The sequence below is a fragment of the Nocardia inohanensis NBRC 100128 genome (genome assembly GCF_001612945.1).
Lineage (GTDB): Bacteria > Actinomycetota > Actinomycetes > Mycobacteriales > Mycobacteriaceae > Nocardia > Nocardia inohanensis.
The window spans coordinates 301,987-315,660 of sequence record NZ_BDBK01000004.1; the positions used below are offsets into that span (position 1 = coordinate 301,987).

Annotated in this window: 12 protein-coding genes; 5 read left to right on the forward strand and 7 right to left on the reverse strand. The window is 67.3% G+C overall.

What is annotated here, in order from left to right:
* The first annotated feature begins 48 nt into the window (after positions 1-48).
* The gene (locus NI1_RS13315) at positions 49-705 is read left to right on the forward strand and encodes a GNAT family N-acetyltransferase (protein WP_067819244.1); all 657 of its coding nucleotides are present in this window, start codon (positions 49-51) and stop codon (positions 703-705) included.
* 2 nt (positions 706-707) lie between these two features.
* Here NI1_RS13315 and NI1_RS13320 read toward each other — a convergent pair whose 3' ends face one another.
* The 3 genes from NI1_RS13320 to NI1_RS39265 form a co-directional block, all read right to left on the reverse strand.
* Positions 708-1,994, reverse strand: coding sequence for a SidA/IucD/PvdA family monooxygenase (locus NI1_RS13320; RefSeq protein WP_067819247.1), 1,287 nt, complete (start codon positions 1,992-1,994; stop codon positions 708-710).
* A gap of 246 nt (positions 1,995-2,240) precedes the next feature.
* Complete coding sequence (locus NI1_RS13325; RefSeq protein ID WP_067819249.1) at positions 2,241-3,983, reverse strand: ABC transporter ATP-binding protein; 1,743 nt, start codon at positions 3,981-3,983, stop codon at positions 2,241-2,243.
* Positions 3,980-6,001, reverse strand: a complete 2,022-nt coding sequence (locus NI1_RS39265) for an ABC transporter ATP-binding protein (protein WP_245663201.1) — start codon at positions 5,999-6,001, stop codon at positions 3,980-3,982. The genes NI1_RS13325 and NI1_RS39265 overlap by 4 nt, the downstream gene beginning before the upstream one ends.
* A gap of 160 nt (positions 6,002-6,161) precedes the next feature.
* On the opposite strand from NI1_RS39265, the gene NI1_RS13340 reads away from it, so the two are divergent.
* The 3 genes from NI1_RS13340 (at position 6,162) to NI1_RS13350 (ending at position 8,416) form a co-directional block, all read left to right on the forward strand.
* Positions 6,162-6,584, forward strand: coding sequence for a TIGR03667 family PPOX class F420-dependent oxidoreductase (locus tag NI1_RS13340; protein ID WP_067819252.1), 423 nt, complete (start codon positions 6,162-6,164; stop codon positions 6,582-6,584).
* 63 nt (positions 6,585-6,647) lie between these two features.
* Positions 6,648-7,583 carry an RluA family pseudouridine synthase gene (locus tag NI1_RS13345; protein WP_067819255.1) on the forward strand — a complete coding sequence of 312 codons (936 nt, stop codon included), beginning with the start codon at positions 6,648-6,650 and terminating at the stop codon, positions 7,581-7,583.
* Positions 7,584-7,651: 68 nt separating this feature from the next.
* Complete coding sequence (locus tag NI1_RS13350; protein WP_067819258.1) at positions 7,652-8,416, forward strand: CPBP family intramembrane glutamic endopeptidase; 765 nt, start codon at positions 7,652-7,654, stop codon at positions 8,414-8,416.
* 125 nt (positions 8,417-8,541) lie between these two features.
* On the opposite strand, the gene NI1_RS13355 is transcribed toward NI1_RS13350, so the two are convergent.
* The 4 genes from NI1_RS13355 to NI1_RS13370 form a co-directional block, all read right to left on the reverse strand.
* Positions 8,542-8,955 (reverse strand): hypothetical protein, encoded by a 414-nt coding sequence (locus tag NI1_RS13355; RefSeq protein WP_067819261.1) that lies wholly within the window; start codon positions 8,953-8,955, stop codon positions 8,542-8,544.
* A gap of 174 nt (positions 8,956-9,129) precedes the next feature.
* Positions 9,130-11,289, reverse strand: coding sequence for an MMPL family transporter (locus NI1_RS13360; protein ID WP_067819264.1), 2,160 nt, complete (start codon positions 11,287-11,289; stop codon positions 9,130-9,132).
* Positions 11,290-11,326: 37 nt separating this feature from the next.
* Positions 11,327-11,836, reverse strand: a complete 510-nt coding sequence (locus NI1_RS13365; RefSeq protein ID WP_169815576.1) for an EXLDI protein — start codon at positions 11,834-11,836, stop codon at positions 11,327-11,329.
* Between the two features lie 236 nt (positions 11,837-12,072).
* The gene (locus tag NI1_RS13370; RefSeq protein ID WP_067819372.1) at positions 12,073-13,023 is read right to left on the reverse strand and encodes a LysR family transcriptional regulator; all 951 of its coding nucleotides are present in this window, start codon (positions 13,021-13,023) and stop codon (positions 12,073-12,075) included.
* Between the two features lie 79 nt (positions 13,024-13,102).
* On the opposite strand from NI1_RS13370, the gene NI1_RS13375 reads away from it, so the two are divergent.
* Complete coding sequence (locus NI1_RS13375; RefSeq protein ID WP_067819270.1) at positions 13,103-13,519, forward strand: DUF5997 family protein; 417 nt, start codon at positions 13,103-13,105, stop codon at positions 13,517-13,519.
* The last annotated feature ends 155 nt before the right edge of the window (positions 13,520-13,674 follow it).

Here is a 13,674-nt window from a genome sequence, read left to right on the forward strand (position 1 = left end):
CTTACCAAGCTGGCTGATCAAGCTGACAATCGAACGGAGCCCGCACCGATGAACCGGACGCCCTACGTCCTCGCGCGCGAACTGACCGACCTGCCCGAACAGGTCCGTACCGCACCCGGGCCGGTGGTGCCCGAGTTCGCCGCGCCGTTCACGTTGCGCCTGGTAGACGCCGATTCCCTTGATCCCGAGACGATTACCGAGTGGATGCACCGGCCACATCTGGTGGAGACCTGGGAGCAGACCTGGGACGCGGAGCGGCGGCGGCTCGATTGCGCCACCCAGCTGGCCGGAACCTTCTCGCGGCCTTGCGTTCTCGGCTACGACTTCGATGCGATCGACCGGGCGGATCTGGGGCGGCGTGATGTTGCCTACATCGAGCTGTACCGGCCCGCCAAGGACGAGATCGCCGGGCTGTATCACGCCGATCCGCGGGATATGGGGTTCCATATCGCCACCGCCGAAACCGAACTGCTCGGCAAGGGCATCATCTCGGGCTGGATCCGGGAGTTGGGCGAACGCGTCTTCGCGACCGAAGCGGAGTGCCGCCGGATGATGTGCGAACCCGATCACCGCAATACTCCGATGCGTAAGGCGCTGGAGAAGAACGGCTGGTTCCATCTGGGCGACTTCGACATTCGGCCGGACCGCAGGATCTCGCTGTACACGCTGCCCCGCGATCCGTCCGACATGCCGGTGCTCCGCTAGTTTCAGCGCGCGGCGGCCACTCGCTCCCGCGCACCTCCCCTCCGCTGCGACAGCTCGGACCGCAGCACGCGGTCCGAGAGTTCACCCAGGCAGCTGAGATTCGGGAAACCCGGACCTTGCGCGAGGGCGGCCATGTTCGGCAGGTACAGCTTGGCGTCCAGACCGGTGACCGCCAGGTCGTAGCCGATGGCGTTCTCGATGCGGGACTGCGAGAGCGGGCCGCCGACCGCCAGCTCCAGCAGATCGGTTGCGGCGGAATCGAACAGGTCCAGGAACCACAGCGGCTGACCGCCGGTGGCATCGACCACCAGGTCGAAGGTGTGGATCTGATCGGGGCGCATCTCGTTGCGCAGGGTGAGGGCGACGCGGTCGCCGTCCTGAGCGGCCATGTTCACGACGCGGCCTTGCAGATGGTGCACCCGGTTGTCGCCCAGCAGGCTCTCCTGCACGCGGACCGAGAAGACGCCGCGGTCGGTGCGGCGGATGACATCGCGGCGCTCGTCCATGCCGAGCGTGGACCACTTGGTGGGATCGCTGTAGAGGGAGTTCTCGAAGAAGCTCTCGCCACGGGTGTAGAGGGTGGCCTTCGGGGAGATCACCGAGATGGTGAGCATTTCATGGCGGACCAGCTCGTCCAGGGCCGAACCGGCCGTCTCGCCGCCGCCGATGACCGCCGCGCGGGAGGCCGCCGGGAGTTTGCGGCGGCCCGCCAGATCCCAGAATTCGGCGATGCTGAGCACGGCCGGATGGGTGGTGAGGGCGCGGTCGCTGCGACCGGGGCCGGTGATCATGACGGCGTCGCAGTCGATTTCGCTGAGCGCACCGTCGGCGTCGGCCACCGAGACCAGCCAGCCGTCGGCCGCCGCCGCGATGCCGCGCACCGAACCGCGGACCAGCTCCATATCGGTCTTGCGGCCGACCCACTGGAGGTATTTGGCCCACACGTGATGCTGCGGGCTGGGGCGGCCGCGGTCGATCCACTCGGCGTAGGTGCCGTGCTCGACCAGGAAGGCGGTCCAGCTGAAACCGCGCATGGCCTCGTCGATGGCGCGATTGTGGCCGCGGGCCCAGGTGGAGTGATACGGGAAGCCGACATCCTTCTCCGGGCTGGTGCCCAGGCGGTGCTGGCCGTCGGTCCAGCCGCCGCTGGGGAGCCAGTTGCCGCCCACCGCATGCGGTTCCACCACGATCACCCGCGGGGCGGGGAGGCCGAGTTGGCGCAGCACATGCGATTTGGCCGCTACGGCCAGGGCTTTCGGCCCCGCGCCGACCACCAGAAGTGTGTCCACCGGTTCTCCTGCTCTGTCGCGGTTGCCCGCAGTTGACTCAGTCGCGCAACCCATCGCCCCCTTTAGGTTTGCATAGGCTTACCTTATCTTGAATCTCGCGGGATGCGAAGTGAGACAACTCTCGTAGCTCTCAGGGCTTCGCCTGCGAACTCCCTCGAGGACGAGGGGCCGGTGCGACAGTCGCGGAGAACTTCGAGCACCGGCCGCGAGTCGCGGGAATTCCGCTGGAATTCCGGGGATTTCGCTTCAGGCCGTGGCGGGCTCCAGCCGCCAGCCGGAGGCTCGGGTGCGTTCGAACCAGAAGGCGGCGTAGCGGCCGTCGAGGGTGAGGAGTTGGTCGTGGGTGCCGCGTTCGATGATGCGGCCGTTCTCCATGAAGAGGATCTGGTCGGCGTGGGCGATGGTGGCCAGGCGGTGGGCTACCACGATTACCGTTTTGCCCCTGGTCAATTCGTGCACGCCGCGGACTACGACGGCTTCGTTGTGGGGATCGAGGGCGCTCGTGGCTTCGTCGAGCAGGACGATGGGGGCGTTCTTGAGCAGGGCCCGGGCGATCGAGACACGTTGGCGTTCACCGCCGGAGAGGGCGGTGCCGCCTTCGCCGACGGGGGTGTGCCAGCCCTCGGGGAGGCGGTCGGCGATCTCGTCCACGCGGGCAGCGCGGGCAGCGGCGAGGACCTCGGCGTCGGAGGCGTCGGGGCGGCCGGCCCGGATGTTCTCCAGGACAGAACGATTGAAGAGGTAGACGTTCTGGAAGACCAGGGACATATGGTTCAGCAGCAGCTCGGTGGGTTGTTTGCGCACCTCGTGGCCGCTGACCGTCACCTTGCCGGAATCGGCGTCGTGGAAGCGGGCCGCCAGGCGCAGAACGGTGGATTTGCCTGCGCCACTGGGACCGACGATGGCGGTGGTGGTGCCGGCCGGGACGGTGAAGGAGAGCTCCGAGAGGACCTGTTCACCGGTGCGGTAACCGAAGCTGACCTGGTCGAAGACGACGTCGGGAGCGCCCGGGACGATCTCGTCTTCCGATTCCCATTGCGGCAGTACCGGTTCGGAGAGCAGGGCGCTGACCCGGTCGGCGGCGGCCGCGGCGGCACGCAACGCGCCACCGAGCTGGGCCGCCTGGTTCAAGGGTTCGATGAAGCGGGAGCTGACCGCGATCAGCGCGATGGCGGCGGCGGCCGAAATGGCTCCGCCGGTGACGCGGCCGACCACCAGGTAGACCAGCGCCAGGAAGATCGCCTGCACCAGCAGGGAGAAGACGATGAGGCCGGGTACGGCGGCGAACATCATGCCGAAGGTGGCCTTGCGCTGACGTTCCAGCGCGGCGTCCAGGGCGCGGTTGCCCGCGCCGACCGCACCGAAGGAACGCAGCACCGGTTGCGCCTGCGCGAATTCCAGTACCCGCGCGTTGGCTTCGGAGGCGGCCTCGTGCATCTGCTCGTCGGCGGCCACATACGAGCGCCCCGCCCAGCGGTTCACCAGGTACAGCACCGGCGCGGCCACCAGCATCGCCAGCGAGATGCGCCAATCGATGAACAACATGCCGACCGCCACACCCAGCGGGACCACGATGCCGGTGAGGATCTTGGCCAGCAGATAGGCGATCAGGCCCTGCACCTCGCGCACGTTCTCCACCACCACGCGGGACAGCGCGCCCGCGTTCTGCCCGTCGAACCAGCCCAGCGGCAAGGCATTCAGATGATCGCCGATACGGGTTTGCAGGCCGTGCTGCATACCGATACCGATGCGCAGGCCCAGCACTGCTTGCAGGTAGCTGAACAGAACGACGCCCGCCACCGCCAAGGCCAGCCAGCCGGTCCAGGTCCAGGCGCGGCTCAGTTCGTCACGGAACAGGGCTTGCAGCACCGGGACCAGCAGCACGTAGGCGGCGGCCTGGCTGAGCGCCTGGGCCAGAATCGCGGCGACGAGTTTCGGGGTGAGCGGGGCGAATTCGCCCGGCACCAGTGCGAAAAGCTTGCGGATCACCGCGATCCCTCCAAGGTGACGGCGGTCAGCGCCGCTTCGTTGATTTCCCAGAGCCGCTGGTAGGTGCCGCCCGCGACGCTCAGGGTGGCATGATCGCCCTGTTCGACCAGGGTTCCGTTCTCCAGCACCAGGATTCGATCCACGCCGGTGATGGTGTGCAGGCGGTGCGCGATGACCAGCACCGTGCGACCGGCCACCAGCACCGCGAGCGCGTCCTGCACGGCTGCTTCCGATTCCGGATCGGCGAAGGCCGTGGCCTCGTCGAGCACCAGGATCGGGGTGTCGGCCAGCAGGGCACGGGCGATCGAAAGACGTTGCGCCTCACCGCCGGAGAGGATGGCATCGACGCCGATCTCGGAGTCGTAGCCGCGCGGCAGGGCGGTGATGCGGTCGTGGATCTGGGCGGCGCGGGCGGCGCGCTCCAGGGCTGCCTCATTGGCGTCCGGCTTGGCCAGCAGCAGGTTGTCGCGGACGGTGCCGCGGATCAGGCGCACGTCCTGGAAGACGAAGCCGACAGTGCGATAGAGCTCTTCGGTGCCGAAATCGCGAATATCGCGGCCGCCGATGGCGATCCGGCCCGCGGTCACGTCGTAGAAGCGCGGCAGCAGCTTGGCCAGGGTGGACTTGCCCGAGCCGCTGGGGCCGACCAGCGCGGTGATGGTGCCGGGCGCGAGCTCCAGATCGACCCCGCGCAAGACCTGATGGTCATCGCGGTAGCCGAAGGTCACGCCTTCGAAACGCACGCCTCCGCCCGTCATTCCAGCGTCTTCGCTCGTCATTCCGGCGTGCTCTCGGCCGGGATCTCCCGGGTTCACAGTGAGATCCCCGCCAACAGCACGCGGGGATGACGCGGGGGTGGCTCCCGCGGGGGTGCTCGACGGGGTGACTCCCGAGGAGGTGCTCGACGGGGTGGCTCCCGCGGGGATGCTCGACGGGGTGGCTTTCGCGGGGGTGCCCGAGGGGAGTTCGGGGGTCTGCATGAGTTCGTGCAGTCGCAGTGCCGCGTCACCCGCCGTGCGCAGCGCTTGCGCGCCGTAGCCGAGGCCGAGCAGCGAACTGCCCAAACCCAATCCGACCAGCAGGAACGGCAGCAGGTCGAGGGGTTCGATCCAGTTCAGGCCGACGCCCGCGAGCCCCGCCACGACCACCAGGAGCATGACGAACACCGGGGCGACCACCGTGTCCGAGATCGATTGCACCGTCATGACCGGCATCTTCAGCTTGCGCAGACGGTCGGTCTGGTTCTCCACCGCGGCCTGGAATTCGCTGTACGCCTTGCCCGCTCGCCCGAAGGCGCGCACCACCTGGATGCCGTCGACGAATTCCACGGTCGCCTCGCGGGTCCGCAGTTCGGATTCGTTGTAGGCGAGCAGACGTTCGCGGCCGGGCTCGTCGAGCATCCGCTTCATGCAGACCGCGTAGATCACCAGCGGCAGCAGCAGCACGAGGGTGAGCCGCCAATCGACGGTCGCCAGGTAGACGAGCGTCACCAGCGGCACGGTCACCGAACCGACGAAATCCAGGCGGGCGTGCGCGACCAGATAGTGCAGCGCCTCCACATCGTCCTGGAGGTACTTCTTGACCTCCGAGGAGGTGCGCTCGCCGAACCAGCCCAGCGGCACCCGGGTCAGCTTGTCCGCCAGCAGCCTGCGCAGCGTCAGCTGATAGCCGGCATCGACGGTATGCGACCAGGTCAGCGCGGCGGCTTGCAGGATCGCGCGCACGACGAGGACGATCACCGCGATCAGCAGCAGTCGCCACACCCGGCCGGTGTCCACCGCGTCGGAGAGCAGTTCCCGGCAGGCCGACACGATGAGCAGGAACGGCACCACCGCGCAGACCGAGGCGAAGGCGATGACCAGGCTAGCCAGCGACAGGGTGCCGGCGACCGGCGCGAGAATCTCCTTGCGCGCCTGGGCTTCCCGCTGTTTGCGAGCCTTGGCCGCGGCCTTCTCATCGATCCCGGCGGCCCCCGCCGCGGGCTGCGCCACCTGGGGCGGCGCTACCTCCACCGTCATCTGCCCTGCCTCTCGATCCGATCGGTTCGCCCGATCCTCACACAAGAATCGACAGGAAGATAGGTTAGGCTAACTTTCGAGGTACCGCGCGCGGGGCCCCCGGATGACCGAAACCCGCCGAACCGGAATCCCTCCCCCGCGACCGCCGTTGCCAACGGTCATGACCATCGTCGACACCGGCACCAAATTCGGCGCACGCGTCGCCGAACGACTCGACCGCGACACGATCATCTGGCTCACCACCGTCACCCCCTCCGGCGCGCCGTCACCCAACCCGGTCTGGTTCCTCTGGGACGGAACCGAATTCCTGCTGTTCAGCGAACCCGGACAGGCCAAGCTGCGCAATATCGCCCACGATCCCAAGGTCACCCTGAACTTCAACACCGATGCCGGCGGCGGCGACGTGGCCGTCTTCACCGGCACCGCGCGCATCGACGACCAGCCGCTCACCGCGGACGAAAAAGCCCGCTACACCGAGAAATACACCCGCGGTCTGGCCGAGATCGGGATGACCGCCGAGAAGTTCTACTCGACCTATTCGACCCCGATCCGGATCACCCCGGAGCGCGTGCGCGGCTTCTGACCGCCGATCGCGCCGGGCATACCGTGCCGTTCCGGCAAACCCGGCGCGACTAGGGTCTTGCGGGTGAGACGCAGGCAGCAGCCGCCGCTACCCAAGCGGCACGGATTGGATCCGGCGCGGCTGCGGCTGCCCGAGGACGGCGAATGGGCGACCATTCGCGACCATCTGGTCGAGCGGCTGCCACGGGTGGATCCGGCGCGCATCGACGAACTGCTGCGCGAGGGCGGAATCGTGGACCTCGAGGGGCCGATCGCACCCGACGCGCCGTATGTGCCGGGCGGGGCGGTGTGGTTTCACCGCGATCTGCCGGACGAGAAGCCGGTGCCGTTCGAGATCGGCATCGTCTACCGCGACGACGACATTCTGATCGCGGACAAACCGCATTTCCTCTCGACCATTCCACGCGGGAAGCACATCCTCCAGACCGCGCTGGTGCGGCTGCGGCAGGAGCTGGAGCTACCGGATCTGATTCCGGCCCATCGCCTGGATCGCGTCACCGCCGGGCTGGTGCTGTTCGTGGTGAATCCGGCGCGGCGCGGGGCGTATCAGACCCTGTTCCACAAGCGCCTGGTGCACAAGGAGTACGAGGCCATCGCGCGCTTCGATCCGGAGCTTGAGCTACCGCGGACGGTGATCAGCCGGATCGTCAAGGAACGGCAGGTGCTCAAGGCATACGAGGAGCCCGGCGAACCGAATGCCGAGACCCATATCGAACTGATCGAAGAGCGCGGCGGGCTGGGCCGCTACCGGCTACGGCCCAAGACCGGCCGCACCCATCAGCTGCGACTGCATATGAACAGCCTCGGGGTGCCGATCCTCGGCGACGACTTCTATCCCGAACTCACCGACAAACCCGTCGACGACTACACCCGGCCGCTGCAATTGCTCGCCGCCGTGCTCGAGTTCACCGATCCGCTCACCCGGCAACCGCGCCGCTTCGAAACCGAGCGTCACCTGCAAGCCTGGGATGATCCGGCGGGGTGGGCGCAAGGGGTGTGAACGGGCCGATCCGGGGTATCAGCCACATTCGAAGCCCGTCTTAAGAATCCATACGTACACTGGCCGCGATGTCTCGAAACGATAACGGTGCGGTCGCCGTCCTGGCCGATCAGCCCGCCCCTCCAGGTCACCGGCTGCACGCCTATATCGATGTGGCGGTCGTTGTCGTCGTCTTGACCTGCACGAATCTCATTGCCCACTTCACTACGCCGTGGGCCAGCATTATTTCCGTGCCGATTGCGGCGGTGGTGCTGGTCGGTATGGTCCGGCGGCGCGGGCTGGACTGGCACGAGCTCGGGCTCTCGCCGCGGCACTGGAAGCGCGGATCGGTGTGGGCGCTGGCCGCGGTCGGCGTGGTGCTGACGGCGGTTGCCATCGGGGCGCTGCTGCCGATCACCCGGCCGTTCTTCCTGGCCGATCGCTACGCCACCATTTCCGGGGCGCTGATCGCGTCGATGATCGTGATTCCGTTGCAGACCGCGATCCCCGAGGAGCTGGCTTTCCGGGGCGTGCTGCACGGCACCCTGGATCGAGTGGTCGGCGCGCGCGGCGTATTCGCGGCCGGTTCAATGCTTTTCGGGCTCTGGCACGTCGCCTCGTCGCTGGGTTTGACCAGCGGGAACAAAGGGCTGAGCGGATTCCTCGGCGGCGGCGTGGCCGGGCAGATCGCCGGCATCGCGCTGGCCGTGGTGGCGACCGCGGGCGCGGGGGTGGTGTTCACCTGGCTGCGGCGGCGCAGCGGCAGCCTGCTCGCGCCCATCGCGCTGCACTGGTCGGTGAACGGCGCGGGCGCACTGGCCGCGGCCGTGGTCTGGCATACGACGATGCGTTAGCGAGTCGGGGCGAGCCTGGCCGGCCAGGGAACAGAGGATGGTGGGCCGGCCAGGCCCGGGACGATTCGGCGTGATCGGGTCGCGCCGAATCGAATTCGTGGGTTCTCTCGAACCGGGTGGTGCGCTTACGAACCCAGGAAGCCGAGCGGGCCCGCGCCGCAGGTGGCGCTGCCGGTCAGCGTCGGCTGGGCCACATTGACCCGCAGTTCCCAGGCCGAGCCCTGGAGCACACCGAGGGTGTGGGTGCCGGCGCCCTTGGGCGTCCATTGCACGGTCGCCTTGCCATTGACCGGATCCACCGAACCGCCGCCGGAGATGATGACTCCGTTGTCCCAGAACGAGACCGGGAACCAGTGGTCGACGGTGGCGGTGATCTCGTAGGTGCAGGCCGCGTAGATATTGCGGGCATTCACCGAGAGACCGGTGGGTACGGCCGAGGCGTAGGGCGCGCTCAGAGCCGCCGAACAGGCCATTACGCCCAGGGCGGTGGCCCCGACGCCGACTCGGCGGGCGATGCGCTTGTTCACGGACGTGGTCATCGAAAATAACTCCCTTGGTACCGGCCGCTTCGGGTGCGGTCCGGCGAACTGTATCGGCTGTCCAGTTCATCGCGAGGCACTTTCGGGAAAAAACTGAAACGCGTTTCTGTCACAACGGTCGGGATACGCGAAAGCCCGCCTCCCCCAAGGGAAGCGGGCTCGCTGACCTGCGATTTACCGGCGCGCCGGATCGTAGTCGTAGGCGGTCCAATCCGAACTGGCGTCGTCGATCGGCTGCCGGGCGTCACCGCCGTGCCCGGGCCACCACGCCTTGCGGCCGATGAGCGCGGTCACCGCCGGGGTGAAGAACATCGCCATGATGAAGGCCGCGATGGCAATGCCCACCGAGATGGCGAAGCCCATCTGCTCGAGCATGGAATTGCCCGCCAGCATCATCGAGGCGAAGCTGCCCGCCAGGATCAGACCGGCCGCCGCGATGGTCGGACCCGTATGCCGCACCGCCAGCGCCGCCGAGGTGTGCGGGTCGTTGCCCTCGCGGGCCTCCTCACGCAGCCGGGCCACCATCAGGATGTTGTAGTCGGTCCCGAGGGCCACCACGAACAGGTACATGATGATCGGCATCGTGAAGATCAGGCCGGTGTCGCCCTGCACGTGCTGGAAGATCAGCACCGCCGAGCCGAGGGTGGCCGCGAAGCCCAGGAAGACCGAGGCCATCAGGTACCACGGGGCCACCACCGAGCGCAGCAGCAAACCCAGCACCAGCATGATCAGGATCGCGGCCACCGGGAAGACCACCTTGTAGTCCCGGTTCATGGCCGCCTTGAAGTCGACGAAGATCGACGTCAGGCCACCCACCCTGGCCTCGGTGCCGGTCGGCGCGGCACTGTGCGCGGTATCCCGCAGCGGCCCGCTGACGATATCGAGTGCGGCATCCGACTCCGGCGCGGAGTTCAGCGTCACCTGATATTCGGCAATCGTCTTGTCCTGCGACAACTTCGGCGGCGACACCTGGCCCACGCCCTCGACCCCGGTCAGGGCGGTGCGGTAGTTGTTCAGCTGATCGTCGCTCAACTGCCCGGCGCCCGCACTGCTCAGATACACCTGCGACGGCTGCGTGGTGCCCGCCGGCATGCCCTTGAGCATTTCCTTCTGGTACACAACCGATTCCGCGGCATTCGAGGTCGAGCCGGAGCTCAGGTCGAAGGTCGGATTGAAACCGAGGGCGAAGACGCCCAACGCCAGCAGCACACCGCCGGAGGCCACCGCGAACACCGCCGGACGCTTACCCAATGCCGAGCCGATAGCGGTGAAACGCGCCCCCTTCGGGTCCACCTGCCACGCCTTCGACGGCCAGAACACCTTGGTGCCCAACAGCGAGACGATGGCGGGGACCAGCGTCAGGCCGGCCGCGAGGGTCACCGCGACGGCGATCGCGAGGGCGTAACCCATGGAGCGGAACATGCCCATCGAGGAGAGCGTCAGCGCACCGAAGGCGATGATCACCGCGGCCGCCGCCGAGGTGATGGCCTCGCCGACCCGCTCCACCGCATTGATCACGGCGGTCTTGGCGTCGTCGCCGGCGCGCAGCCGTTCCCGGAAACGGAACATCAGGAACAGGATGTAGTCGGTGCCGACGCCGAACATGACGATGGAGAGCAGCGCCTGCACCGAGTTGTCGATCTTCAGGTCGAACGCCTCGGCCGCCATGCCGATCAGGCCGGTCGCCATCGGGGAGAGGGCCATGATCACGAGGATCGGCAGCAGCGCGATCACCGGACTGCGGAAGATGACCAGCAGCAGCACGATGATCAGCAGGATGGTGGCGACCAGGATGATCGCCAGCCCTTTGTTGCCGGATTCGGTCTGATCCAGATTCGAAGCGGCCGTACCGGTTACACCGGCCTTCAGGTCGGTTCCGGAGGTCTGCTCCCGCAGCGCGTCCCGCAGAGCCTTGACCGCATCCCCCTGCCGGGTATCGGTCTGACTCTCCATCTTGGTCATACCGACCGCGACGACATCGACGAGCCGGTTCTGCGGCGGCTCGCCGGCCACGATGCCGGTGATGTTCTCGATCTTCTTCTCGTTCAGCTTCGCGACCGCCGTCTGCACGGTCTGAAGATCGATATCGGTCAGCGGGGCGTCGTCGGCGCGCTCGAAGACGATGAGCGCGGCGGGCGGCTGACTGTCGGGGAAGGCCTTCTTCTGCACCTCCGCCGCCTGAATTGATTCGTAATGCGAAGGCAGGAAGTCGGATTGGTCGGTGGTGGCGGCGAGCTTGGGCGCGATGGCCACCACTCCGACGATGGCGATCAGCCAGACACCGATCACCAGCCAGGGCTTGTTGACGACGAATCGTCCGAGGCGGGAGAACATGCGGGAGAAGTCCTTTCAGGGTTTCGGCCGCTTGTAGTCAGATGTCGAGGACGGTTTCGGAAGGATTCTCTGTGATGTCCGCCACGATACGGAAAACCTTGGCGGGCACGCGGTCTCGCAGTTCATCGAGGGTTTCGTAGATGTCCAGGGTGAAGTCGCCGTAGCCGTCGTCGCCGAGGCCGAGCAATTCGCGCCAGTTTTTGAAGCCCTTGACCCAGTCGGTGAGGGCGGAGAAGTCGGACTGATCGGAAACCCTGCGCGCGGTGGCGAATTCGAGCTTCTTCTCCTGGAAGGCATGCTTGGTGGCGTTCTGGAAGTCCTGCCATTCGATGTAGTGGCGGTGCACGACGAACTTGCCCTTGCGGCTCACGTAGACCCGGACCACCTCGGTGCCGGCCTTGGTGACCTCGTTGGCCTCGGCCAGCAGGCGGCCGGTGAACTTCTGGGTGCGGCCGCCGCCGGGGCCCACGCGCAGTTCGAATTCGCGCATGCCCGAAGGCAGGGCGGGCTGGGTGTCGTCTTCGGTCTTCTGGATGTCGATGGCCATGACAGGCTCCAATTCATTCATGAATGCGCATATAGGCATTCGGACAGAGCAGTGTGTCGCGGTACGCCGAAACACACTGTGTAGCAAGCGTTCTCAGTACAACCCCGGAGCTCTCGAGCTCGTGTAATCACTATAAGTAGACGTATACGTATAGCGCAACCCTGAGACGACCCTGAACTTCCCCTGAGATGCGAAAGGGCCCGTCTCCCAACGGAGACGGGCCCTTCGAGCTGGAGTTATCGGCCTCGGCGCGATGCGGGCTTGCGCGCCGCGGCCTTGGCCTTGGCACCGCTCGGCGGCTTCTTGCCACCCGCGGACGACTTCTTCGCGGCCGCGGCCGGCTTCTTCGGCTGCTCCGCTCGAGCCGACTGCGAGCGCGAGCTGTTGGCGGAGCGGCCGCGCACCACACCGACGAACTCCTCCACCAGGCCACCGGTGTGCGCGGTCGGCCAGGCCAGGGCCACTTCGGTGTCCGGGGCATCGGTGACGGTGCGGTAGACCAGATCCTTGCGATGGTGCAGGCGGGCGATCGAATGCGGCACGATCGCCGCACCGCTCACCGCCGCCACCAGCTCCATGGTCATGGCGGCGTCATCGATATCCGAGGCGTCCTGCATGCGCTCGTCCGCCAGATCCGCCGTACTCACCGCGTCGAAGGCGGCGATCGGATGATCCTTGGGCACCACCACCACGGGCAGCTCGCGATAGAGCGGGATGGCGCTCATACCCTCGCGGTCGATGGGCAGGCGCACGAAGCACATGTCCACGCCGCCCTCGCGCAGCGCGCGCTCCTGCTCCTGCATCGGCACCGGAATCAAACGCAGCGGAGTCTCCGGGAACCGGTCCGCCCACACCCGCTCCCATTTGGTCACCGTCACCCCGGGTACGAAACCGACCCGCAGGCTCGGCCCGCCGTCCGCCGCCGGCTCGGGCTGCGCGGCCGCCGTGGCCGCGAGGATCTCGCGCGCCGCCTCGAGCAGCTCCCGACCGTCATCGCTGAGGGTGGTCGGGCTCACGCCGGGCAGGAACAACTTCGTCCCGAGCTCCTCCTCCAGTTCGATCACCGTGCCGCTCAAGCGCTGCCGGGATATCCCCAGCGCCTTGGCCGCACGCGCGAAGTGCAACTCCTCCGCGACCGCGACGAACCACCGCAGTCGTTCCACATCGATGGACTCGAACCGGCTCATTCCACCCAGGCTATTGCACCGCGCCCGCATCACCACACCGCGCGCCCGGTTCCCGCGGGCCGCCCGATACCCTTGATCGGTGAGCCCGGACAAGAACCCCCAGACCATGAAGCCGCTGACCGCTGCCAACAAGCTCGGCATCTACCTGCCGGCGGCCCCTGAGGAGTTCCGCGACAACCCGGTCACCCGCGCCCAGCTCGAAGAGCTGCGCACCAACCCGCCGCAGTGGCTGACCGAGTTGCGCGAGACCGGTCCGTTCCCCCGCGAGGTGGTGGCTCGCAAACTCGGAGTATCCAACTCCGGGCTGGCGCGCGCGGGCATCGAGGAGGCCCTCGATGCCGAGCAGATCGCCGCACTGCTGGCCGACCCGCCCGAATGGCTGCTGCGCGAGCGCGAGAACCTGGTCGAGGTCCGCAAGGAAGCCGAGCGGGTGAAGATCAAGGAAGCCGAGCGCCGGGCCGCGTCGAACCGCCCGCCCAAGCGCCTCTTCGGGTAGTCCCAACTCTCGGAACTCTCAGGGGCAAGCCCCTGAAACCCCGAATCCCAGGTCCGCCGAGTTCCTGCTGGAGGCACGCGAGAACTACCGGCTGGATGCGCTAGGTCGCCGGGTTCCTGCTGGAGGCAAGCGGGAACCACGGGCTGGATGCGCTA

What these genes read in the sequence shown, in the direction of transcription:
- NI1_RS13315 (WP_067819244.1), top strand. Translation starts at nt 49, where the DNA reads ATGAACCGGACGCCCTACGTCCTCGCGCGCGAACTGACCGACCTGCCC.
- NI1_RS39265 (WP_245663201.1), bottom strand. Translation starts at nt 6,001, where the DNA reads ATGACGGTGGAGGTAGCGCCGCCCCAGGTGGCGCAGCCCGCGGCGGGG.
- NI1_RS13340 (WP_067819252.1), top strand. Translation starts at nt 6,162, where the DNA reads ATGACCATCGTCGACACCGGCACCAAATTCGGCGCACGCGTCGCCGAA.
- NI1_RS13350 (WP_067819258.1), top strand. Translation starts at nt 7,652, where the DNA reads ATGTCTCGAAACGATAACGGTGCGGTCGCCGTCCTGGCCGATCAGCCC.
- NI1_RS13355 (WP_067819261.1), bottom strand. Translation starts at nt 8,955, where the DNA reads ATGACCACGTCCGTGAACAAGCGCATCGCCCGCCGAGTCGGCGTCGGG.
- NI1_RS13360 (WP_067819264.1), bottom strand. Translation starts at nt 11,289, where the DNA reads ATGTTCTCCCGCCTCGGACGATTCGTCGTCAACAAGCCCTGGCTGGTG.
- NI1_RS13365 (WP_169815576.1), bottom strand. Translation starts at nt 11,836, where the DNA reads ATGGCCATCGACATCCAGAAGACCGAAGACGACACCCAGCCCGCCCTG.
- NI1_RS13370 (WP_067819372.1), bottom strand. Translation starts at nt 13,023, where the DNA reads ATGAGCCGGTTCGAGTCCATCGATGTGGAACGACTGCGGTGGTTCGTC.